This is a genomic window from Thioalkalivibrio paradoxus ARh 1 (genome assembly GCF_000227685.2).
GTDB lineage: Bacteria > Pseudomonadota > Gammaproteobacteria > Ectothiorhodospirales > Ectothiorhodospiraceae > Thioalkalivibrio > Thioalkalivibrio paradoxus.
In genome coordinates this window covers 451,362-477,665 of the sequence record NZ_CP007029.1, presented here as the reverse complement: position 1 = coordinate 477,665, position 26,304 = coordinate 451,362, and the positions used below count along the sequence as shown (strand labels likewise).

The 26,304-nt window shown below is 63.2% G+C and carries 37 protein-coding genes and 3 pseudogenes; 23 read left to right on the top strand and 17 right to left on the bottom strand.

Annotated features, from left to right (window positions below; all coding sequences use genetic code 11):
- Nucleotides 1–11 precede the first annotated feature (11 nt).
- The 3 genes from THITH_RS02230 to THITH_RS02220 form a co-directional block, all read right to left on the bottom strand.
- Nucleotides 12–896 (bottom strand): formylglycine-generating enzyme family protein, encoded by an 885-nt coding sequence (locus THITH_RS02230; RefSeq protein ID WP_006746136.1) that lies wholly within the window; start codon nt 894–896, stop codon nt 12–14.
- A 114-nt stretch (nt 897–1,010) separates the two neighbouring features.
- On the bottom strand, nt 1,011–1,340 hold the full coding sequence (locus tag THITH_RS02225) for a type II toxin-antitoxin system PemK/MazF family toxin (RefSeq protein ID WP_025367201.1): 330 nt from the start codon (nt 1,338–1,340) through the stop codon (nt 1,011–1,013).
- Complete coding sequence (locus THITH_RS02220; RefSeq protein WP_006746138.1) at nt 1,340–1,552, bottom strand: antitoxin MazE family protein; 213 nt, start codon at nt 1,550–1,552, stop codon at nt 1,340–1,342. The genes THITH_RS02225 and THITH_RS02220 overlap by 1 nt, the downstream gene beginning before the upstream one ends.
- Before the next feature lie 138 nt (nt 1,553–1,690).
- Between THITH_RS02220 and THITH_RS02215 the strand changes: the two genes are divergently transcribed.
- Both THITH_RS02215 and THITH_RS02210 read left to right on the top strand, forming a co-directional pair.
- Entirely contained in the window at nt 1,691–2,764 is a 1,074-nt protein-coding gene (locus THITH_RS02215) for a sensor histidine kinase (RefSeq protein WP_006746139.1), read from the top strand.
- Entirely contained in the window at nt 2,733–3,443 is a 711-nt protein-coding gene (locus tag THITH_RS02210) for a LytR/AlgR family response regulator transcription factor (protein ID WP_006746140.1), read from the top strand. Before THITH_RS02215 ends, THITH_RS02210 begins: the two co-directional genes overlap by 32 nt.
- Before the next feature lie 152 nt (nt 3,444–3,595).
- Here the strand turns inward: THITH_RS02210 and THITH_RS02205 are convergent, their stop codons facing one another.
- On the bottom strand, nt 3,596–4,018 hold the full coding sequence (locus tag THITH_RS02205; protein ID WP_006746141.1) for a type IV pilin protein: 423 nt from the start codon (nt 4,016–4,018) through the stop codon (nt 3,596–3,598).
- Nucleotides 4,019–4,293: 275 nt separating this feature from the next.
- Between THITH_RS02205 and THITH_RS02200 the strand changes: the two genes are divergently transcribed.
- The 7 genes from THITH_RS02200 (at nt 4,294) to THITH_RS02170 (ending at nt 11,563) form a co-directional block, all read left to right on the top strand.
- Nucleotides 4,294–4,827, top strand: a complete 534-nt coding sequence (locus THITH_RS02200) for a pilus assembly FimT family protein (RefSeq protein ID WP_198019459.1) — start codon at nt 4,294–4,296, stop codon at nt 4,825–4,827.
- Between the two features lie 6 nt (nt 4,828–4,833).
- Complete coding sequence (locus THITH_RS02195; RefSeq protein WP_084222599.1) at nt 4,834–5,760, top strand: PilW family protein; 927 nt, start codon at nt 4,834–4,836, stop codon at nt 5,758–5,760.
- 26 nt (nt 5,761–5,786) lie between these two features.
- On the top strand, nt 5,787–7,082 hold the full coding sequence (locus THITH_RS02190) for a pilus assembly PilX family protein (protein ID WP_006746144.1): 1,296 nt from the start codon (nt 5,787–5,789) through the stop codon (nt 7,080–7,082).
- Between the two features lie 24 nt (nt 7,083–7,106).
- Entirely contained in the window at nt 7,107–8,990 is a 1,884-nt protein-coding gene (locus tag THITH_RS02185) for a type IV pilus modification PilV family protein (protein WP_006746145.1), read from the top strand.
- A 493-nt stretch (nt 8,991–9,483) separates the two neighbouring features.
- On the top strand, nt 9,484–9,726 hold the full coding sequence (locus tag THITH_RS02180) for a type II toxin-antitoxin system Phd/YefM family antitoxin (protein WP_006746146.1): 243 nt from the start codon (nt 9,484–9,486) through the stop codon (nt 9,724–9,726).
- Nucleotides 9,726–10,148, top strand: a complete 423-nt coding sequence (locus THITH_RS02175; protein WP_006746147.1) for a type II toxin-antitoxin system VapC family toxin — start codon at nt 9,726–9,728, stop codon at nt 10,146–10,148. The genes THITH_RS02180 and THITH_RS02175 overlap by 1 nt, the downstream gene beginning before the upstream one ends.
- Nucleotides 10,149–10,387: 239 nt before the next feature.
- The gene (locus tag THITH_RS02170; protein WP_006746148.1) at nt 10,388–11,563 is read left to right on the top strand and encodes a hypothetical protein; all 1,176 of its coding nucleotides are present in this window, start codon (nt 10,388–10,390) and stop codon (nt 11,561–11,563) included.
- A 364-nt stretch (nt 11,564–11,927) separates the two neighbouring features.
- Here the strand turns inward: THITH_RS02170 and THITH_RS02165 are convergent, their stop codons facing one another.
- The 4 genes and pseudogenes from THITH_RS02165 to THITH_RS18920 all read right to left on the bottom strand — a co-directional run bounded on the left by THITH_RS02165 (nt 11,928) and on the right by THITH_RS18920 (nt 12,868).
- Nucleotides 11,928–12,137: a hypothetical protein gene (locus THITH_RS02165; RefSeq protein WP_006746149.1), complete on the bottom strand. Its 210-nt coding sequence runs from the start codon at nt 12,135–12,137 to the stop codon at nt 11,928–11,930.
- Nucleotides 12,130–12,381, bottom strand: a complete 252-nt coding sequence (locus THITH_RS17405) for a BrnT family toxin (protein WP_198019458.1) — start codon at nt 12,379–12,381, stop codon at nt 12,130–12,132. The genes THITH_RS02165 and THITH_RS17405 overlap by 8 nt, the downstream gene beginning before the upstream one ends.
- Nucleotides 12,351–12,645 (bottom strand): annotated as a pseudogene (locus THITH_RS18925) (hypothetical protein). Before THITH_RS18925 ends, THITH_RS17405 begins: the two are co-directional and overlap by 31 nt.
- Nucleotides 12,635–12,868, bottom strand: a pseudogene (locus THITH_RS18920) (hypothetical protein). Before THITH_RS18920 ends, THITH_RS18925 begins: the two co-directional pseudogenes overlap by 11 nt.
- Here THITH_RS18920 and THITH_RS02160 point away from each other — a divergent pair.
- Nucleotides 12,867–13,097 carry a type II toxin-antitoxin system HicB family antitoxin gene (locus THITH_RS02160; protein WP_006746150.1) on the top strand — a complete coding sequence of 77 codons (231 nt, stop codon included), beginning with the start codon at nt 12,867–12,869 and terminating at the stop codon, nt 13,095–13,097. The pseudogene THITH_RS18920 and the gene THITH_RS02160 overlap by 2 nt on opposite strands.
- A 39-nt stretch (nt 13,098–13,136) precedes the next feature.
- A pseudogene (locus THITH_RS19635) lies at nt 13,137–13,343 on the top strand (type II toxin-antitoxin system HicA family toxin); the annotation flags it as partial.
- On the opposite strand, the gene THITH_RS02155 reads toward THITH_RS19635, so the two are convergent.
- The 3 genes from THITH_RS02155 to THITH_RS02145 all read right to left on the bottom strand — a co-directional run bounded on the left by THITH_RS02155 (nt 13,340) and on the right by THITH_RS02145 (nt 14,559).
- On the bottom strand, nt 13,340–13,618 hold the full coding sequence (locus THITH_RS02155) for a type II toxin-antitoxin system RelE/ParE family toxin (protein ID WP_006746151.1): 279 nt from the start codon (nt 13,616–13,618) through the stop codon (nt 13,340–13,342). The pseudogene THITH_RS19635 and the gene THITH_RS02155 sit on opposite strands and share 4 nt — an antisense overlap.
- Nucleotides 13,619–13,623: 5 nt before the next feature.
- Entirely contained in the window at nt 13,624–13,884 is a 261-nt protein-coding gene (locus tag THITH_RS02150) for a prevent-host-death protein (RefSeq protein WP_006746152.1), read from the bottom strand.
- Between the two features lie 405 nt (nt 13,885–14,289).
- On the bottom strand, nt 14,290–14,559 hold the full coding sequence (locus tag THITH_RS02145; protein WP_006746153.1) for a nucleotidyltransferase family protein: 270 nt from the start codon (nt 14,557–14,559) through the stop codon (nt 14,290–14,292).
- Between the two features lie 203 nt (nt 14,560–14,762).
- On the opposite strand from THITH_RS02145, the gene THITH_RS02140 reads away from it, so the two are divergent.
- From THITH_RS02140 to THITH_RS02110, 7 genes are read left to right on the top strand one after another with little or no spacing between them, the layout of a single operon-like run.
- Nucleotides 14,763–15,002, top strand: coding sequence for an antitoxin (locus THITH_RS02140; protein ID WP_006746154.1), 240 nt, complete (start codon nt 14,763–14,765; stop codon nt 15,000–15,002).
- Nucleotides 14,999–15,430, top strand: a complete 432-nt coding sequence (locus THITH_RS02135; protein ID WP_006746155.1) for a type II toxin-antitoxin system VapC family toxin — start codon at nt 14,999–15,001, stop codon at nt 15,428–15,430. Before THITH_RS02140 ends, THITH_RS02135 begins: the two co-directional genes overlap by 4 nt.
- Before the next feature lie 27 nt (nt 15,431–15,457).
- Entirely contained in the window at nt 15,458–15,886 is a 429-nt protein-coding gene (locus tag THITH_RS02130; RefSeq protein ID WP_006746156.1) for an RpnC/YadD family protein, read from the top strand.
- A 5-nt stretch (nt 15,887–15,891) separates the two neighbouring features.
- On the top strand, nt 15,892–16,152 hold the full coding sequence (locus THITH_RS02125) for a DUF4258 domain-containing protein (RefSeq protein ID WP_084222598.1): 261 nt from the start codon (nt 15,892–15,894) through the stop codon (nt 16,150–16,152).
- Nucleotides 16,149–16,349, top strand: coding sequence for a DUF2283 domain-containing protein (locus THITH_RS02120; protein ID WP_006746158.1), 201 nt, complete (start codon nt 16,149–16,151; stop codon nt 16,347–16,349). Before THITH_RS02125 ends, THITH_RS02120 begins: the two co-directional genes overlap by 4 nt.
- 30 nt (nt 16,350–16,379) lie before the next feature.
- The gene (locus THITH_RS02115; protein WP_006746159.1) at nt 16,380–16,595 is read left to right on the top strand and encodes a type II toxin-antitoxin system RelE family toxin; all 216 of its coding nucleotides are present in this window, start codon (nt 16,380–16,382) and stop codon (nt 16,593–16,595) included.
- Nucleotides 16,592–16,972 carry a helix-turn-helix domain-containing protein gene (locus tag THITH_RS02110; protein ID WP_006746160.1) on the top strand — a complete coding sequence of 127 codons (381 nt, stop codon included), beginning with the start codon at nt 16,592–16,594 and terminating at the stop codon, nt 16,970–16,972. The genes THITH_RS02115 and THITH_RS02110 overlap by 4 nt, the downstream gene beginning before the upstream one ends.
- Before the next feature lie 408 nt (nt 16,973–17,380).
- On the opposite strand, the gene THITH_RS02105 is transcribed toward THITH_RS02110, so the two are convergent.
- The gene (locus tag THITH_RS02105; protein WP_006746161.1) at nt 17,381–17,644 is read right to left on the bottom strand and encodes a type II toxin-antitoxin system RelB/DinJ family antitoxin; all 264 of its coding nucleotides are present in this window, start codon (nt 17,642–17,644) and stop codon (nt 17,381–17,383) included.
- Between the two features lie 369 nt (nt 17,645–18,013).
- On the opposite strand from THITH_RS02105, the gene THITH_RS02100 reads away from it, so the two are divergent.
- The gene (locus tag THITH_RS02100; protein WP_006746162.1) at nt 18,014–18,244 is read left to right on the top strand and encodes a type II toxin-antitoxin system Phd/YefM family antitoxin; all 231 of its coding nucleotides are present in this window, start codon (nt 18,014–18,016) and stop codon (nt 18,242–18,244) included.
- On the top strand, nt 18,244–18,630 hold the full coding sequence (locus THITH_RS02095) for a type II toxin-antitoxin system VapC family toxin (RefSeq protein ID WP_006746163.1): 387 nt from the start codon (nt 18,244–18,246) through the stop codon (nt 18,628–18,630). The genes THITH_RS02100 and THITH_RS02095 overlap by 1 nt, the downstream gene beginning before the upstream one ends.
- 97 nt (nt 18,631–18,727) lie before the next feature.
- On the opposite strand, the gene hepT is transcribed toward THITH_RS02095, so the two are convergent.
- The 5 genes from hepT to THITH_RS02070 all read right to left on the bottom strand — a co-directional run bounded on the left by hepT (nt 18,728) and on the right by THITH_RS02070 (nt 22,794).
- The gene (hepT, locus tag THITH_RS02090; RefSeq protein ID WP_006746164.1) at nt 18,728–19,162 is read right to left on the bottom strand and encodes a type VII toxin-antitoxin system HepT family RNase toxin; all 435 of its coding nucleotides are present in this window, start codon (nt 19,160–19,162) and stop codon (nt 18,728–18,730) included.
- A complete protein-coding gene (gene mntA / locus THITH_RS02085; protein ID WP_006746165.1) occupies nt 19,152–19,532 on the bottom strand; it encodes a type VII toxin-antitoxin system MntA family adenylyltransferase antitoxin in 381 nt (126 codons plus the stop codon). The genes hepT and mntA overlap by 11 nt, the downstream gene beginning before the upstream one ends.
- A gap of 167 nt (nt 19,533–19,699) precedes the next feature.
- Entirely contained in the window at nt 19,700–20,911 is a 1,212-nt protein-coding gene (locus THITH_RS02080) for a PQQ-dependent sugar dehydrogenase (RefSeq protein WP_006746166.1), read from the bottom strand.
- 134 nt (nt 20,912–21,045) lie between these two features.
- Nucleotides 21,046–21,954 (bottom strand): helix-turn-helix transcriptional regulator, encoded by a 909-nt coding sequence (locus THITH_RS02075; protein WP_006746167.1) that lies wholly within the window; start codon nt 21,952–21,954, stop codon nt 21,046–21,048.
- A 3-nt stretch (nt 21,955–21,957) separates the two neighbouring features.
- Nucleotides 21,958–22,794: a formate dehydrogenase accessory sulfurtransferase FdhD gene (locus THITH_RS02070; RefSeq protein WP_198019457.1), complete on the bottom strand. Its 837-nt coding sequence runs from the start codon at nt 22,792–22,794 to the stop codon at nt 21,958–21,960.
- A gap of 340 nt (nt 22,795–23,134) precedes the next feature.
- Between THITH_RS02070 and THITH_RS02065 the strand changes: the two genes are divergently transcribed.
- The 3 genes from THITH_RS02065 to THITH_RS02055 all read left to right on the top strand — a co-directional run bounded on the left by THITH_RS02065 (nt 23,135) and on the right by THITH_RS02055 (nt 26,154).
- The gene (locus THITH_RS02065) at nt 23,135–23,662 is read left to right on the top strand and encodes a DUF3305 domain-containing protein (protein WP_006746169.1); all 528 of its coding nucleotides are present in this window, start codon (nt 23,135–23,137) and stop codon (nt 23,660–23,662) included.
- Between the two features lie 78 nt (nt 23,663–23,740).
- Nucleotides 23,741–24,511 carry a DUF3306 domain-containing protein gene (locus tag THITH_RS17025; protein ID WP_006746170.1) on the top strand — a complete coding sequence of 257 codons (771 nt, stop codon included), beginning with the start codon at nt 23,741–23,743 and terminating at the stop codon, nt 24,509–24,511.
- Nucleotides 24,508–26,154 carry a 4Fe-4S binding protein gene (locus THITH_RS02055; RefSeq protein ID WP_006746171.1) on the top strand — a complete coding sequence of 549 codons (1,647 nt, stop codon included), beginning with the start codon at nt 24,508–24,510 and terminating at the stop codon, nt 26,152–26,154. The genes THITH_RS17025 and THITH_RS02055 overlap by 4 nt, the downstream gene beginning before the upstream one ends.
- Nucleotides 26,155–26,304: the final 150 nt, after the last annotated feature.

Here is a 26,304-nt window from a genome sequence, read left to right as displayed (position 1 = left end):
GGCAGCGCGACCTACCGGGTGCGGGTGCCCGAGCGGAGTTCGCGCAGCACGCGGAACCCCAGGTTGGTATCCATCTCGGTAATGTGCCGGCGCCGGCGGGAAGCGCTGCGGCAGGCCACCGCGGGATCGAACCAGGAGCCGCCCTTCACCACCAGCCATTCATCGTCGGGGCGGCGGCGGTAGACACCATCGCGCGGCAGGTCGGCATGGCTGTCCCGCCAGGGCGTCTGCGTGAACTCCTGCACGTTGCCATGCATGTCGTGCAGGCCCCAGCGGTTCGGCGGGAAGCTGCCGACATCCATCGCGCGCGGCAACGGAATGCACAACGGGATGTACCACTTGCGGCGTTCGCGCCGCTCGTCGTACGGGAACAGGGAGTTGAAGTGCACGTCCCGGCACCCCACGGCATCGCCGAAAGCGAACGCGGTGCGCGTGCCCGCGCGCGCCGCGAACTCCCACTCGGCCTCGGTGGGCAGGCGATAGCGCTGACCGGCCTGCGCGCTGAGCCACTCCAGGTAGGCCTCGACATCGGCGAGGCGCAGGTTGAACACCGGCTGTTGGTCACCCTTCGGCCAGATCACGTCGCGGCGCGGCACCCAGCCCGTCGCCTGCTGAAAGGCCGCGAACTCGGCCTTCGTCACCGGATAGCGCCCCAGCGCGAACGGCCGCTCGATCAGCACGAACCGGCGTGGCGACTCGGTGTCCTTGTGGCCGTACTCGGAAGCGTCCGAGCCGATCTCGAACTCACCCGCCGGAATGACCCGCAGCTCGGGAACGGGAATGCCGTCCCTGCTCCGGTCCTGAAAACCCACCGGAACCCCGGCGGCGTCCGCCGCCTGCTGCTGCAGATCGAGCAGATCCGGGGTATCCAGCCGATGCATCAACGCACTTGCCATCGAAAATCCGTGCTCCATTCATAATGGGTTGTCTTGGTCCGACCCCGAAATCGCCGTGATCATGGAGCACCGTCGCGCCTACCCACCACCCAACCGGGACGGCCCACTCCGAGTTCACGTCAAGCCGATGACCACCGCCAGCAAACGATTCAGTTCGACCATCTGCCGATCGTTCAAGCGCCCGATCGTCTGCCCCACCTTGGCTACAGGCAGGGTCAGAATGCGGTTCACCTGAACCTGGCTTGTCGTTCGCAGACCGGTCTCCTCGTTCGCCGGAACCGTCAACCGGAGCAGAGGCGCGTCCACGGGTGCACTGGTCATCAGCGCCACGATCGTGCTACTCGGGTCAGCCTGATTCAGGGAGTCCCCCTGGATCACCACCGCCGGCCTCGGTTTACCGTATGCTCCAGGAGCCGCAACGGTCACGATATCACCACGGCGCATCAATCCGACCAATCCGCCGCTGCCTCAATGAACTCCAGGGTTTCGCGGTCTTCAGTGCTGGCCTCGACCAACGCCAGTTGCCGGCGAAGCTCCTGCTGGAACCGCGGGCTCGCGGTATCCGGTACCCAGAGGTGAATCTGGCGCAAACCCTTGGCCTTGAGGCGCTCGCGATAGCGTCGAAACTTGTCCGGGTCTTGAGTGGTGCTGTGCATGCGCTCTCACTCCGGTAGCGTTGCTACCATGATACAGCATCCCCGGAATCCGGATCGGCACCCTGCCTGAACGCGGCAAATGCGCTAGATTCACGGGACGGGCGCGCAGGCGCACAGCGCCCCAGGGGGAAAACGGGCATGGAGCGATCGGAGACCACGCGCACCGGCGAGAGAACACCGGCCATCGCGACGCCGGTATTGCCGGACTTCTGCTCGGGCGAAACGGTTTTGCGAACCTTGATGCTGGTAGTCCCGCTGTCCCTGGTGGTCGTGCTGCTGCAAGGTAGAGAAGGCGACCCCCTCCTCACGGCAGCCCCCGTGTTGATATTTATGGCGTGGGTCGCATTCACCAGCCTGCTGCTGCTTTGCGCCATCCAATCTTGGCTACGCACACGGGGACTACTCCTGCAGGTCAGCCTTCCAACCCTACTCCCGGTAGTCAACACCGCGCTCGTCCACCTCGGCGCCGAGCAAGTCATGCTCGCAGACAGCCACAGCCGGCTGCGGGTGATCGCGGTTGCAGCCCTGCTGAGCGTGATTGCCACCCGTTATTTCTATCTGATCGCGGCCTGGCAGCAGGAAACCCGGATGGTTGCCCAAGCCCGCGAGCAGGCCTTGCGCGCGCGGGTGCGGCCACACTTCCTATTCAACAGCATGAATACCATTGCCAGCTTATGTCGTTCCGATCCCGCGCGGGCGGAGCAAGTGACCTTGGATTTGGCCGACCTTTTCCGCGTCACCTTCGCGACCGGTGCCGACCACCCGTTGGCTACGGAACTCGACCTCGTCCACGCCTACCTCGCGATCGAGCAGACCCGCTTCGGAGATCGTCTGCTGCTGGAGTGGGACGTACCCGATCACCCAGCCCTGAACCTGCGTGTACCATCCTTGGTTCTCCTGCCGCTGGTGGAAAATGCGATCCAGCACGGCATCGCGCCGGAACGCCAGGGCGGGTGCCTATGGATCAAGGTGCAGCCCGGCAGCCGTTGGGTATCGATCCGGATTGGCAACACCGTCGGCGAGAATACGGGGCGGGGCACGGGAACCGCGGGAGCAGAGGCCCGCGCGCGCCTGAAGCACTGTTTCGGCAGCAAAGCTCGCGTGGAAGTGACGCACAAGACCGACACCTTCGAGGCAACGGTCACCCTCCCCCTGACGCAGGAAAATTCCGACACCAACCATGAAGCTGCGCATTCTGATTGCGGACGATGAACCCCTAGCCCGAACCCGCCTCAGAGACTTGATTCGGGAACTGGGGCACATGGTCTGCTCCGAGGCTGCCCACGGTAATGAGGTCGAACAGGCGTGCCGCGACAGCCACCCAGACGTCGTGCTTCTGGATATCGAGATGCCCGGAAGCGACGGCCTCGCGCTCACCGTGCGAATGAAGCAGCAACATCCCGGCATTCCAGTGGTGCTGGTCACCGCCCACGCTGAACACGCCGTACGCGCGTTCGACGTCGCGGTAAGCGATTACGTGTTGAAACCGGTTCGCCGTGAGCGGCTTCAACGCGCCCTCGAGCGCGCTACCGAACGGAGGAACGTGGATGCGGGCAGAAATCCACTCCTGCGCCTGACGATCGGACGACTGGAACGCCTCGTCCGCCTGGACGAAATCGACTACTTCGCCGCGGAACAGGGCTACGTGATCGCACGCTCAGCGTCATTGGAGGGATTCGTCGACCTGCGCCTGCATGAACTGGAAGAGCGTTTCCAAAGTCAACTCCTACGCATTCACCGCTCTTGTCTGGCGGTGAAAAACGCAATCGCCGGCATCGAACACCGTTCCTCAGCCGATCACCGCCTGCTCTTCCACGATGGGCTCGAGCCGGTGCCCATCAGTCGCCGGAAATTACGCAAGGTTCGAAACCAATTGCGGGACCTTCCCTGAACGTATGGCGCGCCGCTTATCAGTCTGTTCGAGAGCTCGGCGGCTGCACTCGGTGCGGGCAAGACCTGAGAACCGGGCACCCCACTACTTCGGCGCCTTCCGATTGCTGCTCCCCTTGTGAACTCCCCCCGCCCGCGGTCGAGCGTCAGCCACTACCAGCAGTTGGCCGGCTCCCGATCCTCCTCGCCTGCCGCAACCACGAGACGGATCTCGGTACAACCCGTATCCTGGACTTGGGTGCCTAGCCCCGTAGCCCTGACGGTGAACGCCGTCGCGCTCGCGCTTCCATCGACGATATCGACCTCGTAGTGCTCGTCCGGCGACAGGAACACGTCGCCGGACTTCCAGCCCGCCAACGCGTCAAGCGCATCCATGTTTGCCGCATAAGCTGGATTGCTGACCCGGAACTTCTCCTGCTCGAGCTGCACGCGCAACAGCGCCGTGTGTGCATCCGCCCGTTTCGACTTCCGTATGTAGTCCAGATAGCTGGGATATGCGATCGCAGCGAGAATTGCCACCACCACGACCACGATCATCAGCTCGATCAACGTGAAGCCTCTTGCCGTACGCATCATTGCCACCGTTCCCGCCCTATGCCTCGTGGACAACCGCCAGCCCTGCATCGAATTCGGATGCCTACACCAGAATTTCAGCACATCCATGACGCTTCATATCCCTCATTCCTCGACCGGTCGGACAAAACCGCCGAACGGTAGGCCCGAAGCTGCCGCCGCCGTGTTCGCCTCACTATACTCGGGCCATGGTGACAGCAAAACCACCGCTTCCCTCGTCCAGGAACGGATCGATGGCGTCCGCACGCACATACCTCGGAATCACCCTGATCGAGCTGATGATCACCATCGCGGTGCTGGTGATCCTGATCACGCTTGCCGCGCCAGCGCTCAACAGCCTGCTCGAAAACCGGCGTCTGGCCGGGGCGGCACAGGGTATCTACGAACAGATTCAGTACGCTCGCACCGAGGCCATCAAGCAATCTCGCGACATGTTCGTGGTGGTCGATCGCGGCGACGCGGACGGACTTGGCTGGTGCCTCGGGATCACCACGGACCCGGCCGGCTGCGACTGCCAGAGCGCCGCAATCAGCCTACCTGTCGAAGACGACGATTCGTGCTGGCTGATTGCGGCGGTGGATGACGACGACGGAACACCGTTCAGGAGTGTGAAGCGAATCGCCAGCGACCAGTTCCCCTCCATCCAGCTACTGATCAACAACGATCCCGAAGTCGAAACCGCACGCATCCAGTTCAACTACGTGCGCGGCACCGTGACCGCCGGCGAGAATACGACACTCAGAGTCGAATCCCCGCGCGGCCGTACCCGCACTGCTACCGTCAACCGGCTCGGCCGAATCCAAACCGAGTAGGGATTCATGACCATGTCACCAGGAACGATCAGGAACCAGCCCCATCCACCCGTAGCAGCCAGCGGAACCGCTCACGCTCGAGCACACGCGGCGCAACGTGGCTTCACGCTTGTCGAACTAATGGTTGGGATCGTCGTCGGCTTGATCGTGATTGCCGGCGTACTGGCGATATTCCTCGTTACGCTGACGGGAAGCAACCACACCGTTCGTGAAGCTCGCCTGAACCAGGAACTGCGGGTCGCGATGGATTTCATCGTAAATGACTTGAAACGGGCCGGGTTCTGGGGCCATGCGGGCCGCATCAGGGTCGGCTCGGACGCGATGCCGGACAACCCAAACCCATTCACGAACCGCGACTCAACCGCCGGCGGCATCCGCGACGTGAACATCCTGAGCGATCGCACCTGCATCATGTTCAGTTACGAACCGACTTTCGAAGCGATGGATCCGCCTCCGCCCCCTTGGCGCTGGACAACCGCGGACGAATACTTTCTGACCGACTCCGACTCGCCCTGGGTCTACGGGTACCGGCTCTCGAATGACGAGATCCAGATGCTGGATGACACCACCGTCAAGCAAACCACTACCTGCCCCGGAAACGCGAACTGGATCTCCCTGACGGACCGCGATGTCGTGGCGGTCGACGACCTGCGCTTCTCCACCACTGGCTCTCGTTGCTTCAACGCCACAGCGGTCGACGCCGACGACAACCATCATGAATGGAGCATCACCACGGCTGATTCGGTAACGCCTGCGTGCATCGATTCGGTCGCCAGCGGATACGAAGTCAACGATGGCGACATTCTGGCGGAAAGCCGGCGGATCAATGTGCTCATCGAAGGACATCATGTCACGGACCCTGACGCCACACTCGAACTGGTCGAGTCGGTCAAGATCCGCAACAACCGGATCTACCGTCATCGAGACCCCTGACAACCGCCCCTATCCGGAGTACGGACATGCGTAGAACCAGCCTCCCGCCCCCGCTCCGCGCTCGCTCGACAGGCGCGGCAGCCCTGCTGGTTGCAGTCTTCATTCTGCTCACCGTGACGGTGATGGTGGTATTCACCGCCAACACCGCGTTCATGGAGCAGCGCATGGCTGCCAACGAAGTCCGGGCGAAACAAGCGGCCGCCGCGGCACAGACAGCTCTGGAGACTGCAGTTGCCTATCTGCAGCAGGGAGGCAACGATCCTTCCGCCCTTCCCTGCGATCCCGATGTCGGCGAGGATCAGCCCCCGTACCGGTGCCGCTTCTGGGCACCCGCAATGGACCACCCCGAAACCGATGTCGCCAGCGACCCAGGCGCCGAGCGCCCACCGCCGTGTCCCGCGCATTGGGATGCCGCCCCGTTCAACCATACGGATTTCACCCCGGGCGATACCCGCCACGTTCTCATTTATGCCTGTGGCTGGAGTGACGACCTGTCCGCCCGGAGCCTGGCTAAAATGGAGGTGCTGGCAGGGCCTTCCCTGGGCGGTCAGCCAAACGCACCATTCGTGTCCCGTGGCTCCGCCAATACCTATGGAAATGCCCGGGTTTACAATCTGTTCCACGATCTCACCATCTGGTCGGGCGGCGCCCTCGAGGTTGCCGGCAACCCGGGCAACACCTTCACCCGCAACCCCGAATTCAATCCATCGGATGGCCGCGAACCCGATCTCGAGAACCTTCCTGCACAATGTGGATCACAGCAAGCCAACGATCCTGAACGGGAATACATTTGCCGAACCAGCATGCACATGGGCACTGGCGGTGATGTGATTCCAGACGACCCCACGCTGGGTTCGTTGACTCCGGAACAGTTCTTCGAGTACTTCATGGGCCTGCCAAAGGACGAGTACAAGGCCGACATCGCCACCGAGCTCAGCAAGGACGATGTGGACAAACTTCCGGAGATGGGCGGCCAGGTCGTCTGGATCGATGGTGAAGGTGGCGCAGTCAGCCTGTCAGACGATATCGGCACCCGAGAAAACCCCCTGGTGCTCGTGATCGATGGAGACCTGCGCTCCACCGGGAACATTCAGTTTTTCGGCGTGCTGTACGTCACTGGAAACCTGAGCCAGGTCCACGGTACTCCAATGTTTTTCGGGTCGATGATCATCGAGGGCGTGACCGAATCGTTCTCCGGCAACCCATCCATTATTTACGATCCCCTCGCATTGGCCGGCGCCGGCAGCCAGGGTCGGCGGGTTGGGATGTATGGCACATGGCGCGACTGGAGTCTCCCGGACGCGGACAATTCCGGTACGTAGGCAGTTGTTTAAGAGGATCGCTCAATGAACACCCGACTTTTCGGCAGGATCCGTGGCATAACCCTGATGGAGGCATTGATCGCGCTCGTGGTCGTGTCGCTGGGGTTGCTGGCACTGGCGCGATTCTATGGCGACCTGATTTCGAGCACCGGAGAATCGAAGGCACGCACAGAAGCCGTGCAATTCGCCGCTTCCCGCGCGGAGCAGATTCGCACGCAGGCACTGGGCACGATCCAGTGCGACGCTCTCAAGGCCAGCTTTGAGGGCACCGAGGAGCCCGTAGTTTTCGCCAACGCGTCCATCGAGCGAAAAACCGAGATCAAAAAACTAAGCGAAGACCACTACCAAGTACAGGTCACCGCAAGCTGGGTGGATGCCAAGAACGCCTCGCACTCGGTGGACGTAACGACCGAAGTCGTCTGCGACCATCCGACCCTCAGCGCCGCCATTGCCGAGGGTGGCCTCCCCGGGGGCGGCATGATCGCGGGGCCGTCGGGCAGAGCGGAACAAGTCGTGGGCCGAAGCTACGGCCCTGATACCGACGTGGGCGACATGAACGTGAACCCGGATGGAATCGGGGACGGAACGAGAACCCATACGGGCGCGTCGGGCGCAACGGAACTGATCGATCAGGCCACGGGTGACGTGTTGCTTGAGATCAAGGATGGAACGGCCTTTTCGACGATCGAGGGACGCGTTTTCATAAAGGGAGCATCCCCGGACCCCGACGTGGTACGCATGATCGTGTCCGCGGAAGGCTATTGCACAACGACCATCCCGGCCGAAAACGTCTTCGCCGTCGGCAACGTCCCACCGGACAGCAACATCAAGTATCAATTCCTCTGGTATCGCTGTTATGTCGGCGGTGACTGGCACGGCAACATTGACATCTATCGAACGGACGGCATTGGTCAGAACGACGAATTCTGCGTTGGCGACCCCGAAGCAGAGGTCACCTCTCAAGACACCAGCCGCCACCCGCAGCTGGGCCGCCTCCGCACATATAGGGGGTTCGAGGACATCGGGGAAATCGATGCAGACGGTGAGCCGGTATACTACTCCGTTGGCATTCTCAGCGGCGAAGTTCTGGGTTCCCACGATTTCTTGGTAGTTAGGATTACTGGCCAGCCGGACGATTCGGATTGCTATGCACAGCTGCGGGCGTATCCCGATCCCTATGACGCAGAGCACGGCCTATTCGTCGGCAACCAGGGCAAGCGCTTCTGCCTGACCGAGGGCCGAGGCTCGTCGTATGCCTGCCCCCCGATCTGGCCCGTGGGTTCGCCCCCGGTCGAGAGCGAGGAGATCACGATCGCCGGCGACATTATCCATGGGGAGCTCGACCTTGGAGCGACCAAGGTAGTGGCTGACAACGGCCAATGCGTGATCGAGAACAGCGCCTATTCCTGCGTGATCCGGTTTACCGGCGTCTCCTGGTCGGGGTACGTACGCATCAACACCAACCACATCGCAGAGCCCTTATATTATGAGTTCGAGGGCCTGAGCGATGATTCGGCCGGGAACGATTTCACACTGTCGGAGGCACCTCCGGTCCAGAACACGAAGATCAGTGGCATCATCGAGCGCAGCTCGACTCAAGGCCAAACCGATGTGACCGGCGTGTCGATCGAGGAGGCCTCGTGCGCGAGTTTCGAGCAAGTAGACACCTTCACCTACAAGTACACGTGCTTCACCTCAGAGTGGACGGACAGCTGGGCAGGGATCATGACACTGGCCATGGGAAATCAAAATGCCATTTGTGAAACTCAAGCCGAGCCAGCGGTGGTTACTGGCCACACATCGTCGACCGTGTCGCTGGCCAACGTGAACGTCAGCGAGGTAACTCTGAACATCGCGGTGCATCGTACGGCAGGACAGGGTGACCCCTGCCCTGACTTGACCGACTAAGAGAGGTATGTCGTCACCGAGCATAGGGTGGATACGTCCGGAGGCTGGACGTATCCGCTCGCTCAACCCGCTCCTCCGGGGCAGCCAGTGTTTTTGGTTCTTCCGCTTGCGGCTCACGGGGCGCGGCTAGGTTGGGACACTCACTCCGATGGACCGCGGCACCCCGCTCTGCCATCCTCCGCAGCAGGAACACCGTCACGGTTCACGGTTCGCTTGGACACTCACTCCGATTGCTCTTCGCGGCGTGCGGGAACGTTTTTGGGGCGAAGAACCCCATTCCACACTCAGATCGTTCGCAACCGCAGACCGTGCCGGCAGAGTTGCCAACCCGGTGCTGACGCCAGTGTCAGGACCCCGGGACAGCCACTTTCTTGACATAAGGGGGGATTCTCGGATAGAGCCAGCCGGACGCCCCGAATCCGGCCCCCGCGCTTTCGGGCACGGCTGCCATTGAGGTACAATATGACCATCTACATGGTCATGAGAGCATCAAATGCCAGAGTCGACGATCAGTCTCGCCAACGCCAAGGCCCACTTGAGCGAGCTTGCCGAGCGGGCCGCTGCAGGTGAATCCATCCTGATCACCAAGCGGGGCAAGGCCGTGGTGCGCCTTTCCAGCGTCGCCGCACCGAAAAAGCCCATTGACGCAACCGCCCTCCGCGCCGTTACGGATGCCCAGCGCAACTTCACGGATGAGACCTTCCTCCGGCGTATGCGCGAGGACGCCCGCTACTGATGCGCTATTTGGACACCAGCATTCTGGTCGCAGCTCTCACCCGAGAGCCTCGCACCGAGGATATGCAGGATTGGCTGGCGCGACAGGACGCGGATTCGCTGCGCGTCAGTGATTGGGTACTGACCGAGTTCTCCGCCGCCCTGTCCATGAAGGTCCGCATGGCGATCCTAACACCCGGTGAAAGGGCGACCGTGCTTGGTGCATTTGCGGCGTTACGGGAATCATCTCTCTCGACGCTGTCGGTCTCATCCATGGACTACCGCACCGCTGCCCATTTCGCCGACGCCCATACCTCCGGGCTGCGCGCTGGCGACGCCCTTCACCTGGCAATTGCGTACAACCACGGCCTGAACCTTTGCTCTCTCGACAAGACGCTCGTGGCTGCAGCAGAACCCTTGGGCGTCAACGCCACCCTGTTGTAACGCCTTACCTTAATTCCTTAATTTGGACACTAGGCAAGTAATCAAGTAATGAAGTAATTGGACACTCACTCCATAATGAAGTAATTGGACACTCACTCCATAATGAAGTAATTGGACACTCACTCCAAGAAATTGGACACTCACTCCGAGGACTATTCGACACTCACTCCGATGGACTCTTCCACCGCGCTCTGGCATCCTCTTCAGCACCATCAAAGCTCCCGCCCCGGAGACCCGCCATGCCCTACCCCCGCTCGGCCCTGGTCAGCCTGGACGCCACGCCCTGGTACCACGTGATCTCCCGCTGTGTCCGCCGGGCGTTTCTGTGTGGCGAGGATCGGGCGACCGGGCGCAACTTCGAGCACCGGCGCGGCTGGATCGTGGCGCGCATGGAGCAGTTGGCCGGGGTGTTTGCGGTCGATGTAGCGGCGTATGCCGTGATGTCGAACCACTTCCATCAAGTCGTGCGCGTCGATGCGGAGCGGGCCCAGGCGTGGTCGAACGACGAGGTGCTTCGGCGCTGGACCAAACTCTACACCGGCCCGGAGCTGGTTCAGCAGTATTTGCGGGATGGCGGCGCGGGTATGGTCGAGGCGCAGCTCGAGGCGGTGCAGGGTTGGGCTGCGACCTACCGTGCGCGACTGGGGGACCTGTCCTGGTACATGCGGGTGTTGAACGAATCGATCTCGCGGATGGCGAATGCCGAGGACGGAGTCACGGGCCGGTTCTGGGAGGGGCGGTTCAAGAGCCACGCGCTGCTCGATGAAGCCGCGGTGCTGACGGCGATGGCGTATGTGGATCTGAATCCGATTCGGGCGCGGCTGGCGACGGTTCCGGAGGATTCCGCGTTTACCTCGATTGCCGAGCGCCTGCACAAGGCGGGTGCGGCTGAGGACGAATCCACGCCTTTAGCTGCCGAGGTTGTGGGAGGCGACGACGCGATCCCGGAGACGGACGACACGCCTCTAGAGGTAGCCGTGGAAACGGCTGGGAACGGAACGCCAAGGCCGGGCGATGTACCGCCATCCGGCACGGTGGAACCGCGCTCCATGCACCCGCTCGAAGCCCACCTCAACGCCCTGCCGCGCGCACCGCTGATGCCCTTCGATGCCACCGGCCGCATGGCGGCGGCGATCCCCTTTGCCTTCGACGATTACCTGGAACTGGTGGACAGCACCGGACGGGTGATCCGCGAGGACAAGCGCGGGTACATCCCCGGCGAGACGCCGCGGATCCTGGAGCGATTGAACATCGATCCCGAGCAGTTCATCGCCACCGCCGCGCGGATGCTGGACTTGTTCAGCACGGCGATCGGCACACCGGAGCACCTCACCGCGCACTGCGTGGCGCGCAACGTCGCCTTCCTGCGCGGCATGGGTGCCGCCCGCGCGCTGTTTGAGCGCAAGGCGGCCTGATTGCGCAGCGTCGCCCCACCGTACCGGTGCAAGCCACCGACGGGTACGATTCTCTGTTACAGCCACATTGCTGGAACGCCGGCTGCCGGTCGCGCTGCCTTTCCGCAGCCCCCCTTCCACGGAAGGAGCCCCCACGCGTGCTGATGGCCGCCCCCACCTCAGTGGATCACTCGCTGCGCGCGTTAGTCAGGCCCTCCGTTTCGTTCCGGCCCGATGACGTGCGGAAGTGGAGAGCCGGGGTGACGGAATCAGCGTGCTCTACGGCCAGATTGAGGAGCGGCGCCACGTGCAACGCTTACGGGCTGTCAACGGCTGGCGGCCAAACCGAGGCAAGAAGCCAACCCCCGGGAGCTGCCCACGGGTCTCATGCGTGGCGTTTGTCGTGCTGATGGATGATGTCCACCAGTGCCCGGAGGGCCTCGTTCACGGACTGCTCATCCGGAAACATTGAAGCCACATCGTCGTCAAGTTTCACGAGATTTGTGCCTTCCCGGTACCGTGCCGCGTACTTGCCGCGAACACCATGGGAAAAGTCATATTCGTCCTGCATTTCCGGATCGTGATTGTTAGCCATGGGCTTCCTCGTATGCGTTTCGTTCACGCGCGGTTGCGACGCGCGCCGAAATCAGCCGAACACTGTCTCCACGGTCGGCGTGAACAACCACCAAGAGCCGCTGCCTTTCGGACCTGCCTATGGTCACGTAGCGTTCCTCAGCCGCAGGATGTAACGGATCTGGAACGGTGATAGACAGGAAGTCCGAGAAAACGGTTCCCGCCTCCTCGAAGCTTATGCCGTGCTTGCTCCTGTATGTGGCCACCCCCGATGATGAAAGGGGCGTAGGGCGAGAAAACGGTTCCCGCCTCCTCGAAGCTTATGCCGTGCTTGCTCCTGTATGTGGCCACCCCCGATGATGAAAGAGGCGTAGAGCGGAAAAGGCCGAAGGCCGTCATCCGCCAGCTGGCGCCGGGGTTGCCGCAGGCGCCGGGGAGGTGCGAACGCCGAGCGGCGGATGACGCTGCGCTATTCCGCCCTACGGGTCACCCCGGACGCGCGCCGCGGGTTCTTTCACGCTAACTGTCATGGCCCGGGCAGCCACCCCTGATGATGAAAGAGGCGTAGGGCGGAAAAGGCCGAAGGCCGTCATCCGCCAGCTGGCGCCGGGGTTGCCGCAGGCGCCAAGCAGGCACGAACGCCGAGCGGCGGATGACGCTGCGCTATTCCGCCCTACGGGTCGCCCGGGACACGAGACAGGCCGTGACTTTCACGCTAACCTCCGAGCATGCTGCCCCAGGAGCTTTGCGCATGGAACAGATCATCAACCTGCACGTAGAGAAATTGCCCGAGGGCTACTACCTGGCCACATCCGATGAAGTACCCGGGCTCGTGGCGCAGGGGCGGACTGTTGCGGAAACGCTGGAGATTGCGCGCGACGTGGCACGGCGGCTCATCGAGGCGCGTGCCGAGCGCAACGAGTCGATCGGGCTCAGGGCGGCCGGCGACTCCTTCGACTACCCGCTGGTGGTGGGAGGCTGAATGGGGCGCCTGGGTGGCTTTCGATAGCGGGAGGTCACCAAGCGGCTGAAAAAGCTGGGATTCGAATTCGATCGTCAGGCGGCCGGCTCCCACGAGATCTGGTACAACCCAGCAACAAGAGCCTATACCACAATACCCAACCACCCCGGAGACCTACCTGAAGGCACGCTCCGCGGAAGGAACGGGGTCAGGTCTAGCATGCGAACATACGGAGCGGTTGGAGAGGCCCTAGGTTGCCGTTGTTAACGATAGACAGCGTCATGGCTACCGATATCGAGCAGAAGAATCTCTTGTCCCTCGATCTGTAGTCGGAGGACCACCCGGTTGCTGTAGTTGATGCGCACAGCCTGCAGACCTTCGAGCTTTCCAGTCAACGCGTGTAGCCGGAGTGACGGGGCAAAAGGATCTTGCTCCCGTAAGACCAGCACGTCAGCCAGGCGCGCCCGAAGGTCGGGATGCCGTTTGAGGAACTTGCGTGCCTGCCGATCAAATGCAGCCATGGTCTGGAGAACCCACGGCATCGGCTTCAATCCGACAGGTGTTTGAGCAAAGCTTCAGCGGAATCGTGGCGGGTCACTCTGCCTGCAGCCGCGTCCTCGAGCGATGCGCGAACACGCGCGATGGTCGCTTCTTCCTGTGCCTCGAGCAGTTCCCGATAGGCGGACTCACTCAGTACGACATACTGCGGTTGGTTGTTCTTGATGATGTGCACGGGTCCAAGCGCAAGCGCCTCGTCAACGGCGGATATTCCACGACGCTTGATCTCTTGCGCTGGCATCAGGGTCATTTGGCGCACTCCGCGTAACTGAATTACGACCTCTAAATGGTATCGAATTCGGTACCATATCAGCAAGTCGGGTTCCGCGGAAGGCGTCCTCGCACGATGCACCCGCGCCCCCGATCCGCGCGCTCGGGCGCTGCCCCCGCGCGCAACACATCCGCGCCAAGGAAACGGCCAGCTGCGGCAACTCCGGGACACCCACTTTCTGCAGCTATCCGCTCGCGCAAGGAGCGCATGAGTCCTCCCAGGTTCCTGGGCGACCCCTTTGTGTACATGCGGCTGAAGCATCACGAGCTTCCGCCAGTCGATCCAGCGGCTTGTTGAAACTGCCAAGGTGCGGATTCACACCGGGACTCCGTGTTGTCGATCTCCGAGCGCAGTGCCTCGCTCGACTCGGTCAGATCGATCAGGTCAAAGCTGTAACAACGTCGGGATCTCTTCGATTCGCTCGCGCAAGCGGCTCCAGTCACGGCTGGTCACGCCCTTCGGCGGGATGACCGCCAGGTCAATGTCGGAATGTGGCCGCGCGGCCCCCCTGACCCAGGATCCGAACCAGAGGATTCGAGAAGACGCTCCGAGCTCCTCCCGTATGATGCCCGCGGCCTCCGATGCCAGGCTCGTCACTCGATCCGACGCGGAGATCGGGCCCCGATCATTGGCGCCGGTTGCTTGAGATGGCATCAGTCCACCATGAATTCAGCGTGGTAGGACTATAGCACCCAGACGTTTCCCTTGTTGCAAGGGCCGAACTGAACTCCTTGTGCGATCGCCACCCGCCCTGTAATGCGTCGTGCAGGGAAGAGGGCAATTTGACCCAGCCCCTTGCAGCAAGACGGAGTGATGGCAGATGCTTGAGCATATGCCGAGGTTCCGAAGGTGCCGAGATGGAAACCACCCGTCATGTCCGACTCTTCCGCAACGGCCGTAACCAAGCGGTCCGGATTCCGCGGGAGTTCGAACTGGACACAGAAGAAGCCGTCATCTATCGGGAAGACGACCGCCTCGTGATCGAGCCCGTCCGGCGCAAGGGACTCCTTGCCACACTGGCCACACTGCACGATCTCGAAGAAGCGTTCCCCAATATTGATTCCGGGCTCGGCGCGCTGGACGACGTACGCCTGTGACGGACACACCGCTTTTCCTACTGGATACCAACATCCTCTCCGATCTGGTGCGCCACCCTCAGGGAATCGTCAAACGCGGGATCGAGAGGGTCGGTGAGCACGCGGTCTGCACCTCCATCATCGCTGCTGCCGGACTACGGTTCGGTGCAGCGAAGCGGGGATCCGTAGCGCTGACGGAGCAGGTGGAGAAGGTCCTTGGTGCCATGCGCGTAGAGCCGCTCGACCTACCCTCAGATCGCGAATACGGGCGGCTCCGTCTGCAACTCGAGCAGACCGGACAGCCCATCGGCCCGAATGACCTCCTGATCGCGGCGCACGCCTTGGCACTCGGCGCCACGGTCGTCACCGACAACCAGCGAGAATTCCAGCGCGTGCCCGGACTGCGGGTGGAGAACTGGCTCCAGACGAATCGGCCAGCTGAGAAGTAACGGTCGGCCATTCCGAACGGCTACTCTGTGGCCTACAGTCCCAAGGACAAGGTAGACGTCTATGCCCACGCAGTACGCGGGCTGACCGACCTGGAACCGGACCCCGAGCGGCGGCTCAAATACCTGGATTTCATCGACATCTACGCGGCACTGGATGAGAATGAGCGTATCGTCTACCGCCAGCGGTACCCGGAGGAGGTGGCAGAGATGACGCGCTTCGCAGAACGGTTCATCCAGCAAGGCCTGGAACAAGGCCTCAAACAGGGCCTTGAGAAGGGCCGGCAGGAGGGGATTGGCCTGGGCGAGGCACGCGCACTGATGCGGCAACTCACGCTGAAGTTCGGTCCGCTGCCGGAGGCAGTACGCACGAGGGTAGAATCTGCCGACGCCGATACATTGCTGCTGTGGTCTGACCGGGTATTGGGTGCAGAGACACTGGACGAGGTGCGTCAGTAACCACCATGCATAGCCACCGGTTCGACCGACCCATCCGTATTACAGCACACGCTCGTAACCGGATGATCGAACGCGGAATCGACGAGATACTGCTGCAGGATCTCATCGAAACGGGCGAAGTCCGCCACAAGGACGACCGCAGGCTCTGGATAGCCAAATGCTACCCTCAGCGCAATGACAATCTGGTTTGTGCCGCAGCGGCCTTGGAGTCAGCGCTGGTGATCAAGACGTTGATGCATCACTTCTCTTGGGAGAAGAAGCCATGAAAACCACTTATTACCCCCAGGACGATATTCTGGAAATCCGGTTCAGCGACAAAGAGATCGTCAGTGAAGTGTCCCAAGATTGGAACGTCAATGTCAGTTACGCAGAGGACGGCACGATCGTGGAACTGGTTGTTTTGGATGCAGTGAAGACGGGATTCATGCCATTTCACAGCGGAGAAAATCGTACCGCCGCGTAGCAGCGACCGGAACCCCGGCTCAAGGCCCTCATGAAACTGCCGACGGGTGCACGACAGCGTATTCAGGAGGCGCTGAGACAACTGGTCGCAGACGTGGACACGGCCAGGCTTGATATCAAGGCGCTGCAAGGCAGAGACGGATTCAGGCTCAGGGTCGGCAAATGGCGGGTGATCTACCACAGGGACGACAACGCGATGATCATCCTGGTCGTTGATGCGGGTTCGAGAGGAGACATTTTCAAATGAATGCCCAGGTACAGATCATCGAGCGGGACGGGCAGCCGGAGTACGCGGTGGTGCCCATCGAAACCTATCGCCGATTGCTGGCGCTGGCCGAGGACATGGAGGATATCCGAGCCTACGATCGCGCCATGGCGGAGATCAACCGGGGCGAGGACGAGATATTGCCCACCGAGGTAGCCGAACGATTCCTGAACGGGGCAACCCAGCCGTTGCGGATCTGGCGGGAGTATCGCGGCCTGACCCAACAAAAGCTTGCCGACGCCGCCGGAGTCGGCAAGCCCTACATCTCGCAAATCGAAGCGGGTAAGAAGCAGCCCACTGTCGGGGTGTTGCAAGCATTGTCACGCGCACTGGCGGTGGACATGGAAGACCTGGTTTGAGGCATGCGGCGCCTCGGGCGAAGGCTCCCGCGGGAAGGGGGTCACGGGAAAGGGTAGAGTAGAGGACAGGTTACCACCGCCGTAGCTCCGGCCTATCTGTTGCCGCCCCTTTCGTCTGGCGGTGCCTCAATAGCCGGGACGTAGCCCTGTTGGCCTGTCCCCCCTCATCAAACCGTGCGTACAGTTCTCCCGTACACGGCTTTCCGATGCCCTTCACACCAGGGCATGCGCCGATCGCCAGGGCGCATGCGTGGGCAGTTTGAAAAGTCCGTAGCGTCCATAGAGCACAGGGCCAGGGAAATGGTGGTACGCCTGCGCCCGACTGACCAGCTTGTGGCGCCGACGCAAGTGCGGCGGTGAGGGCCTTTCCGGACGCGCTTGAAATCACGCTTGAACTGGCGTGTGTACTCAATCGTCCGCATGCAGGTCCGCCATCAACTCCTCTACGCTGCCGGCGGACTTCAAACCGCCGCGGCGGGCCTCTTTCATCGCCTCGATCGTCTCCTCGTTCGGCACTAGTGGTTCGAAGGGCAGCGCCTTCTCGCGCGCCACCCGAGTCAACATGATCCGGAAAGCATCCGATACAGTAAGCCCCATCGCCGCCAGGACGACGGTTGCCTCCGCTTTGGTCTTCTCGTCGATTCGTGCTCGCACGACGGCGTTAGCGGGCATGATGGCATTCTCCATGGAAACGTATGTGGGCTACATTGTAGCCCACGCGCCAATTGATGGCCACGCCGAACTCGGGGGTTGCGAATCCTCGGGGTCTCGCATGCGAACATCGGGAACGGTGCGCGAACTCCAGGGCACTGTACTGGAACGCCTGGCACTGCCCCGGTTGCGCCTTCACAGGCTCCGCGGAAAATACCCGCGGGTTTGGGTCGGCCCTTACACGGGGTAGATTCACCTCCCCCGACTCGCCGGAGTCCGTGCCGTTTGCAAGCGACGACTGGGCTGGCTGTCTTGCCACGGGCGCCTATTGACCCACATAACGGCCGCCAATAGACTAAGTCTCATGACTAAGTCATCCCGAGGGCGCCCATGAGCACCACGGTCAACGTACACGAAGCGAAAACACATCTGTCGCGCCTGTTGAAACGCGCGCATGACGGCGAGGAGATCATCCTGGCCAAGTCCGGCCGCCCTTATGCGCGCCTCGTTCCTTTGGAGTCCGCCCCGCCGCAGCGCCAGCCCGGGCGTGTGGAGGGCCGGGTCGAAGACGCTTTCTTCGATCCCTTGCCAGAGGATGAACTCGCCGCGTGGGAGAAGTAGTGCGACTCGTGCTCGATACTCATGCGCTGCTTTGGTGGTTCACAAACGACGCGCGGCTGTCTGCAAAGGCTCACGAGGTAATTGGGGACCTGGAGAATACCGTGCTCGTGAGTGCCGCCAGCGCATGGGAGATTGCCACCAAGCATCGCTTGGGAAAACTCGAAATCGGCAGCGAGGTTCTCCGGCGATTCGATGAACTGATCACGGCGGACGGCTTCACCCATCTGGCCGTCAACTACAGGCAAGCCATCCATGCCGGGGCTTATACGGTGGACCACCGCGATCCCTTCGACCGGATATTGGCCGCCCAGGCCGAGCTCGAACAGGTTCCCCTCGTAACTGCCGATCCAGCACTGCGGGCATTTCCGGTACGGTGCATCTGGTAGCAGACGATGGCACCGAACGCCCAAAAGAGCCTGGCCGGGAGGAACGGCGTCAGGTCTCGCCTGCGAGCATCCGGAACGGCAGGAGTCGCCGACTCCGCTATTCCTCCTCTGGATGCGCGACGGGAGGGATGGGTGCGAGAAGAAACTGCACGACGAAGTCGTGTCCGCCGTTCTCGACCAGCTGCAACACCCGGTGCATGTCGAGATTCATATAGTCATGGACGATCCGATTGCGAAGGCCGACCACGCTGTTCCAGCGGACCAGGTCCTGCGGCGACAGCCCCAACAGACGCGCCAGCACCGCAAAGCTGTCGTAGGCCGACACCGGAACGGGTTCCCCTGCGGCCTTGATCAGGTGCTTGGCCTTGCCGATGGCATTTTCGACCAGCACCTGCAGCGCATGAAGTACCCCGTTCTGCTCCAGCCGGCTCAGCGCCCCACCCGACCGCAGGCGCTCCCGCGCTTCGGCCAACATCGCAGCCTGCTCGCGGGCGATGTGCGCGATCTCCTGCTGATAGAGCTCAAGCCGCATGTTCCGACTCCCAGGCCCAATCCTCCAGCTCGCGCCAGGTCCGCGTCAGAAAGTGGCTCCACGCCCGGGTGCCGTCGCCCTTGAGCAGACGACCCTCTTCCGCGACCACTGCCCGGATGGCCAGCCGTGCGGCAGCAAGGTCGATGAGATCGATGCGCGCTGGAGCGACATCGAGGACCTTCGCCAGCCGGTGACGCAGGCCTTCGGTCGCGGCAAGTGTCTCGGTAAATCCGAAATGCCGGGCCCACTGAATCGCGAAGTCCCAGTCGCTGGCAGGGGTCGCGGCCCCCCGCTGCCGGCTGCCGATCAGGATCGCCAGCTCCAGGTCAGGCTCGCTTTCGAACACGTCCCGGACGAGTTGCAGTTCCATGTCGCCAACCTACCGCGTGGAGGTCAGCCACACAACTGCGAACAACGCGTGGGACGGGGTCACGGTCGCGCATGATGCGTTGGCCTGGGTCAGGATCGATACGGCAGCCACCCGGGCATCGGTCCGCGCGCTGCAAGAATCGGCTTGATGGGCGGGCGAGGCAAACGTCAGCCCGGCGGATCCGCGGGCGTCACTCGAAGCAGCGGGCCACTCGCTTCGTCCACCAGCACGTAGATCGCGCCCTGATGAACGGCGACGTCCCGAATCCGGTAGCCCAGCTCGGTCAGCATCCGGTGTTCAGCCGTGATTTCCCGTCCATGACGTTCGAAACGCCCCAGATAGCGGTGCGCGAGGTTGCCCATCAGCAATTGCCCCTGCCAATCCGCGAAGGCCTCGCCTTGATAAAACGCCAGGCCGGACGGGGGAAAGCCTTGCTGCCCATCCGGGTAGTGCCCGTCCACCCAGTAATGGATGGGATCGACGGTATCGGGGTGTGCCGGGGGCTCCACGCCGATGGGCTCATCGTTATGGTACTCGCGCGACCAGGTCGCGATCGGCCATCCGTGGTTGCCGCCCGGCTGATCCAGGATATTGATTTCGTCCCCGTTACGCTCGCCGTGCTCGTTTTGCCACATCAGGCCGGTGCTGGGCTCCAGCGCCATGCCCTGGGCGTTACGATGCCCATAGGTGAAAACGGCAGCGGTGATACCCGGTTCGTCGGCAAACGGGTTGTCGGCCGGAATGCGGCCATCCCGTTCGATTCTCAGCGTCTTGCCCCAACCGGAGTCCAACGCCTGCGCCGCATCGCGCTCCCCGCGGTCGCCACTGGTGATGTACAGCCGCCATTGATCGTCAAAGGCCAGGCGGGAACCAAAGTGCGCAATGGACGGCGAGAAAGGTGTGGCCACCAGCAACACTTCCTTCTCTTCCAGCCGCCCTTCCGCAAGATTCAGACGTGCACGGGCCACATGCGTGGCGTATTGCTGGTGATTCTCGGGGTGAGCGGCAGAATAACTCAGGTATACCCATTTCTGACCGGGCCCGAAATCCGGGTACACGGCCACATCCAGCAAGCCGCCCTGCCCCACGGCCGCGACTTCGGGACCCCCGGCAATGGCCGTCGCCGATTCGGTTTCCAGATTCACCAAGTGCAGCTGGCCCGGCCGTTCGGTGACGAGCGCAAGATCGTCGTTCGGAGAGGGCAGGAAGGCGATTCCCCAGGCATGCTGGAAGCCATCGATCACCACTTCGGTTTGATAGCCGACTGGCTCGGGATCGGGCGTGTCCGATGCATCGTTACCGCCCTGACAACCGGCGAGCGACAGGGACACCAGGACGAGTGCTGGAAGGAGAATGCGGAAACAATGCAGGTCAGACATGATGGCTCCCGGTATGGGTGTATCCGCCCACGGGGTCGGCGAGACGCGGCGATGACGCGGCTCAAACCTGCTCTCGCGGCGCGGAGCCGGACCGCGTTTCCTCAGCCTGCCATGCACCCGTGGTCAGGTGCCAGTCAGCCCTCGGACCAGATCATGCGGCCGCAACTGGAGAGGTCGTAGCCCTGCAGGCGGTCGGCCTCGCGGCGGGATTCCCCCGACTGGATCTGCGCCAGCAGCTCGCGGAACAGCGTTCTGAAATAGATCGACCGGTTCAGCACGAAGTCGAACGCCTCCCAGCCGGCCGGGAGGAAGGCCAGGCCGAATTCCCGCGCGGCCGAGCGCGTGCCGGGCGCGACATCGGCCTCGTCCATCGCGATCAGCGCTGCCGACTCGCGTTCGGAGTGGGCCACGCAGACCGTCTTCAAACTGCTCGGGTCGCGCGCCCGGAGCCCCAGCGTCTCGCGCAGGAAGCGTTGCGTCCCGGACCCTTGCTGTCGCTGTATCCAGCGCAGGTCGGCACCCGGCAACTCGTCCGGCGAGCTGAAATACTCGGCGACGGAGCGGTTCAGGATAAAACCCTGCTCACGCTGGAATGCGCGGATGATCACCCAGTGGCGGTGCTGCGGAAACGACCGGATCAGCGCCGGGTGGCGCATCTGGCTTTCTTCCGCCGGCCCCCAGTGCACGCAGCAGGCATCGACCCGGTTGCCGTGCAGCAGTTCGAGGCCGAGCCGCGTGACGATCGGGGTGAAGCTGACCAGCGCCCGCGAGCGCATCCGGTCTGCGACCCGCGGGATCACCCGGTGCAAGAGCGCGTCGTCGCTGCCCGCGAGGACGAGCCGGTCACTGAGCAGCCCGCCATGGCTGGATTCGAGCATCCATTGGTCGACCAACTCGCGGGGGAACAGCCACTTGCCGGTGACCTTGGTGCCCGGAATCTTGCCCTCGCTGACCAGCGCGTAGACCTTCTTTTCATGCACGTTCAGGTATTCGGCGACCTGCTTGACACTGAGAAAACGGGGTACGTCCGCAAGCGTCGTCATGGCTCAGCCCCCATGCCGAGGTTGTCCGCGACCCGGCGGCGCCGGCGGGATCGCGTCGAAGACCACGCGCCGGGCGCCGTTGTACACGAGAAAATGCCGGCCCTTCGCACGCGCGATCAACGTGACGCCCGTGCGGCGCGCGAGGTCCAGCCCCTGCGAGGTCACCCCGGATCGGGACACCAGGATCGGGATTCCCATCATCGCCACCTTGATCACCATCTCGCTGGTCAGGCGCCCGGTGGTATAGAAGACCCGCTCGGCTCCCGGAAGCCCCTCGAGCCACATATGTCCCGCGATGGCGTCGGCGGCGTTGTGCCGCCCGACGTCCTCGACGAAGATCTCGATCGCGTCGCCGCGGCACAGCGCACAGCCGTGCACCGCGCCCGCAACGCGATATACCTCGTTGTACTCGCTCACATGCTGAAGCGTTCGGTAGATCGCCGATTGCCGCAGCACCACCGCCGGGAGTCGGATCCCGTCGAGCTTGTCCATCAGGTTTCCGAACACGGTGCCCTGACCGCAACCGGTCGTGACGGTACGGCGGGCCAGCTTGCCCTCCCAATCCTCGACCCCGCGGGATGTCGTGACCGCGGCCGCGCCGGTCTCCCAATCGACCTGCACCGAAACGATCGAGTCGATCGTCTCGACGAAGCCCTGATTGCGGAGGTAGCCGAGCGCGAGCAGTTCCGGTGCGCTGCCCAGCGTCATCAGCGTCACGATCTCGCGCTTGTCGACATAGAGCGTCAACGGACGCTCGCCGGCGACATGGACGTCGCGGGGCATGCCGTACTCGTCCAGCACCTGTACCGGATGCGATGGCGCAAGGCCTGCGGTACTCATCGCGGGCTTGTGGGCGGGCTGTGTCGAGGGTCGGTTCATCGAACGGGCATGGCTCCGGTTCCAGGCGCTCGCGCGGCCTTCTTGAGAAATGAAGCAAGTTGCATTCCGCGTTCGATTCGCGCGGGAACGGTGAAAATCGGCCGGCACCTGCGACAGATTGTCGCAGGGGAATGATGCGAAATGTCCTGGACAGGCCAAGGGGTCGCGGCCTTGACGGCTTTACGGAAGCATTCGGGAAGCCGATTCCCGATAAGCCGAGGGTCGCCGCATTGGCTGGTACATGTCTTGCGTATCCAGGATTCAGCACGGTGAACAAAAACGCATTCAGGTCGAGGCACCGATGACCCAGCCCAACACCGACGTCCACAAACGAGACGCCCCGAACCCGGCGCCGCAGAGTTTCCGGGTCCGCGTCGTGATGGAACGCAGGAACCGCCCGGATGCGCGCTGGATCCGCGAGAGCTGGCACCTGATCGGGGTGACGCTGGATCCAGGAGCCACCGAATCCTCCGCGAACGCCCAGGTCATCCGGGCCTCGGATCAGGGCGAGCAGTACCTGTGGTCGGGATTCGAGGTACGGCTGTACCGCGACGAGCTGGAGAGCTACTACCACAACCTGCTGGCACGGGAACCGAAGATCTTCGTGGTCACGCACACCGACGCCGAGGGGCGCCCGGAACCGTTTCTGGTGTCGTTGAGTTACGACGAGGCCAACGCCTACGAGTTCGGCGGCGAGGTGGTTTACAACGCCGCGATCCCGCCCGTGCTCTACGCCTGGGTTGAGCAGTACGTGCTGGAGAACTATGCCCCGGAGCCCCGGATCAAGCGGAAGCGGGATTGCCCCGGCGGGGACGGCAGCTGCACCTGAACACCGCGTTGCAAGACACGCGTTACCACGCGCGCCTTACAACGGGCGCTTAACACCACACCGGAGTTTCTCGCCGACATGAATCGATATAGCGGCAATGGGAACGAAAACGGCGGCGGGGACGACGGCGGCTTCCTGCGTCGCTGGTCCCGGCGCAAGGCCGAAGTGCGTAGCGGTGTCGACATCGAGGATTCGGAAGCCGCGACATCGGAGGACTCCGTACCGGATTTTCAGGCGACGGCCTCAGCCGCGACGGACGCGGCCGTCACCCCGGATCCTGCCGAACCCGAACTCACCGATGCCGACATGCCGTCTCTCGAGTCCCTGGACCAGGATTCGGACTACAGCCCGTTTCTTTCTCCGGGAGTGAGCACGGAGCTGCGCCAGCAAGCGCTGCGCCAGCTGTTCCGGCAGCCGAAGTTCAACGTCGAGACCTGCCTCGAGGACTACCAGGACGACTACCAGAACTTCCAGCCACTGGGCGATATCGTGACCTGCGACCGACGCCACCAGGCCGAGGTCGAAGCCCGCCGCAAGGCCGAACGGCAGGCCGAGGAATCGACCGGGCAAGCCGCAGCCGACGCACCGATACCGGATTCCGCCGCCGGGCCGTTGCCGGCCGATGGGCAAATGGCCGGCGGCGCGGACCTGCCACCGAGCGGATCCGAGCCACAGGCGACGCCGCCCCCCGGCCGCCCGCCTGCGGCCGGTGAACCGTCGCACGGGGATGCCACGCGGCCCGAATCTGCCCAGAACCACCACGCGAACGCGCAGGCGGGTGCGCCGCGCGATCACCGCCAACCCACGACCAACCAACCCACGACCAACCACAGGAACGGCAACCGATGAACACGCCGCAGGAACGCAATGCCACCGCCCGTGACCGGGCCTTCGACGCGATCCGGAATCTGGCCGTGGAACCGACTTCGAGGGTGAGCTATCGCTCGGACGGTCGCGTGCTGGTGGTGGGAATTGACGAGGACATGGCGCTTGCGGCGGCACGCGGTCTGCAGGGCGATCTGATGCCGTCCGTGCTGCTGACGTCCAACGGCGAATCCCGGGAGGTGGACGGGATCTCCGTCCTCTACTCGAACGGGCGCGAACCGCTGATCGAGGGACATCTCGGCTCGTTCAGGGTAACCGTGCAGGTCGGCGGTCGAACCGCGAATGTCGCCACATTGATGCACAGCGGGCAGGATGCGTTCGACCTGGTGCTGGATCTGGGGCTGGCACCGCTGATCACCGCCGAGTGGCCGCCGCTGGGCTACTTTGCTCCGGCCTTTGGCGATCCCGAGGCATTCGACCAGGCGCTCGAGTCGCTGCGGGAGCTGCGGGGCGAGTTCGAGAAACCGAAGTTCTTCGAATACGATCCCGGCATCTGCGCCCACTCGCGCAGCGGGATCCAGGGTTGCACGCGCTGCATCGACGCCTGCCCGGCCGTCGCGATCCGGTCGCTGGGAGAGACGATCGAGGTGCAGCCCGAGCTGTGCCAGGGGGGCGGCATCTGCGCCACCGTCTGTCCGACCGGGGCCATCACCTACGCCTATCCGCGCCCCGCCGACCTGATCCTGCGCGTGCAGACCCTGCTGGGGCAGTATCGCGAGCACGGCGGCGAGGATCCCGTGCTGTTGTTCTTCGACGACGAGTCGGGTGCCGAGCCGCTCGAACGGATGGAGCCGCTTCCCGGCGAGGTGCTCGCGATCGAGGTGGACGAACTGGGCAGCGTCGGGCTGGACGTGCTGCTGAGCAGTCTCGCCGCCGGGGCGCGCGAAGTCCTGCTGCTGGACACGCCGGCATTGCCCGCGAAGGTGCGCCGCAACCTGCAGGAACAGCTGGGTCATGCCCGCGCCATCCTGCAGGCGCTGGGCTACCCCCGGCAGGCGCTGCGCCTGGCGCAGGCCGGCGCCGGCTGGACGCGCGGCACCGAACCGATGCCGGTGATCGAGCCCGCGCGGGTGAACGGTTCAGGCGGCAAGCGCAGCACGCTGTATGCCGCCCTGGATCATCTGCACGCCGAGGCCCCTGCACCGCAGTCCGAAATCGCGCTGCAGACCGGCGCGCCGTTCGGCGCCATCCGGGTCGACCTGAACGCCTGCACGCTGTGCATGGCCTGTGCCGCCGTCTGCCCGGCACAGGCCGTGTCCACGCCGGGCGATACCCCACGCCTCGACTTCACCGAGGCCCGCTGCGTGCAGTGCGGAATCTGCGAACGGTCTTGTCCCGAGCAGGCGATCTCGCTCTCGCCGCGGCTGCTCACCGATCGACTGCAGCGCGATCGCTCGCGGGTGCTGCACGAGGAAGAACCCTTCGCATGCGTCGCCTGCGGCAAGCCGTTCGCGACCCGCTCGATGATCGACCAGATTCTCCACCGGCTGGATGGTCACCCGATGTTTCAGGACGAAGCCGCGCGGCGCCGCCTGATGATGTGCGAGGACTGCCGCGTGATCGACATGTTCCAGGCGGGCCAGGGTGGTCCGGGTGGGACGGTTTGACCCTGGGTTCCATCGCCGTGGACACAATGTCGCGTTACCCGGAACCGACCTGCCGCGCACCGAGGTGACTATGCATTTTCCTTCCTTTTTGTCCGAATTTTCACCGAGGGGACGGCCCGCCGATTGCTTGGCTACTGCGTAACAGGAGAG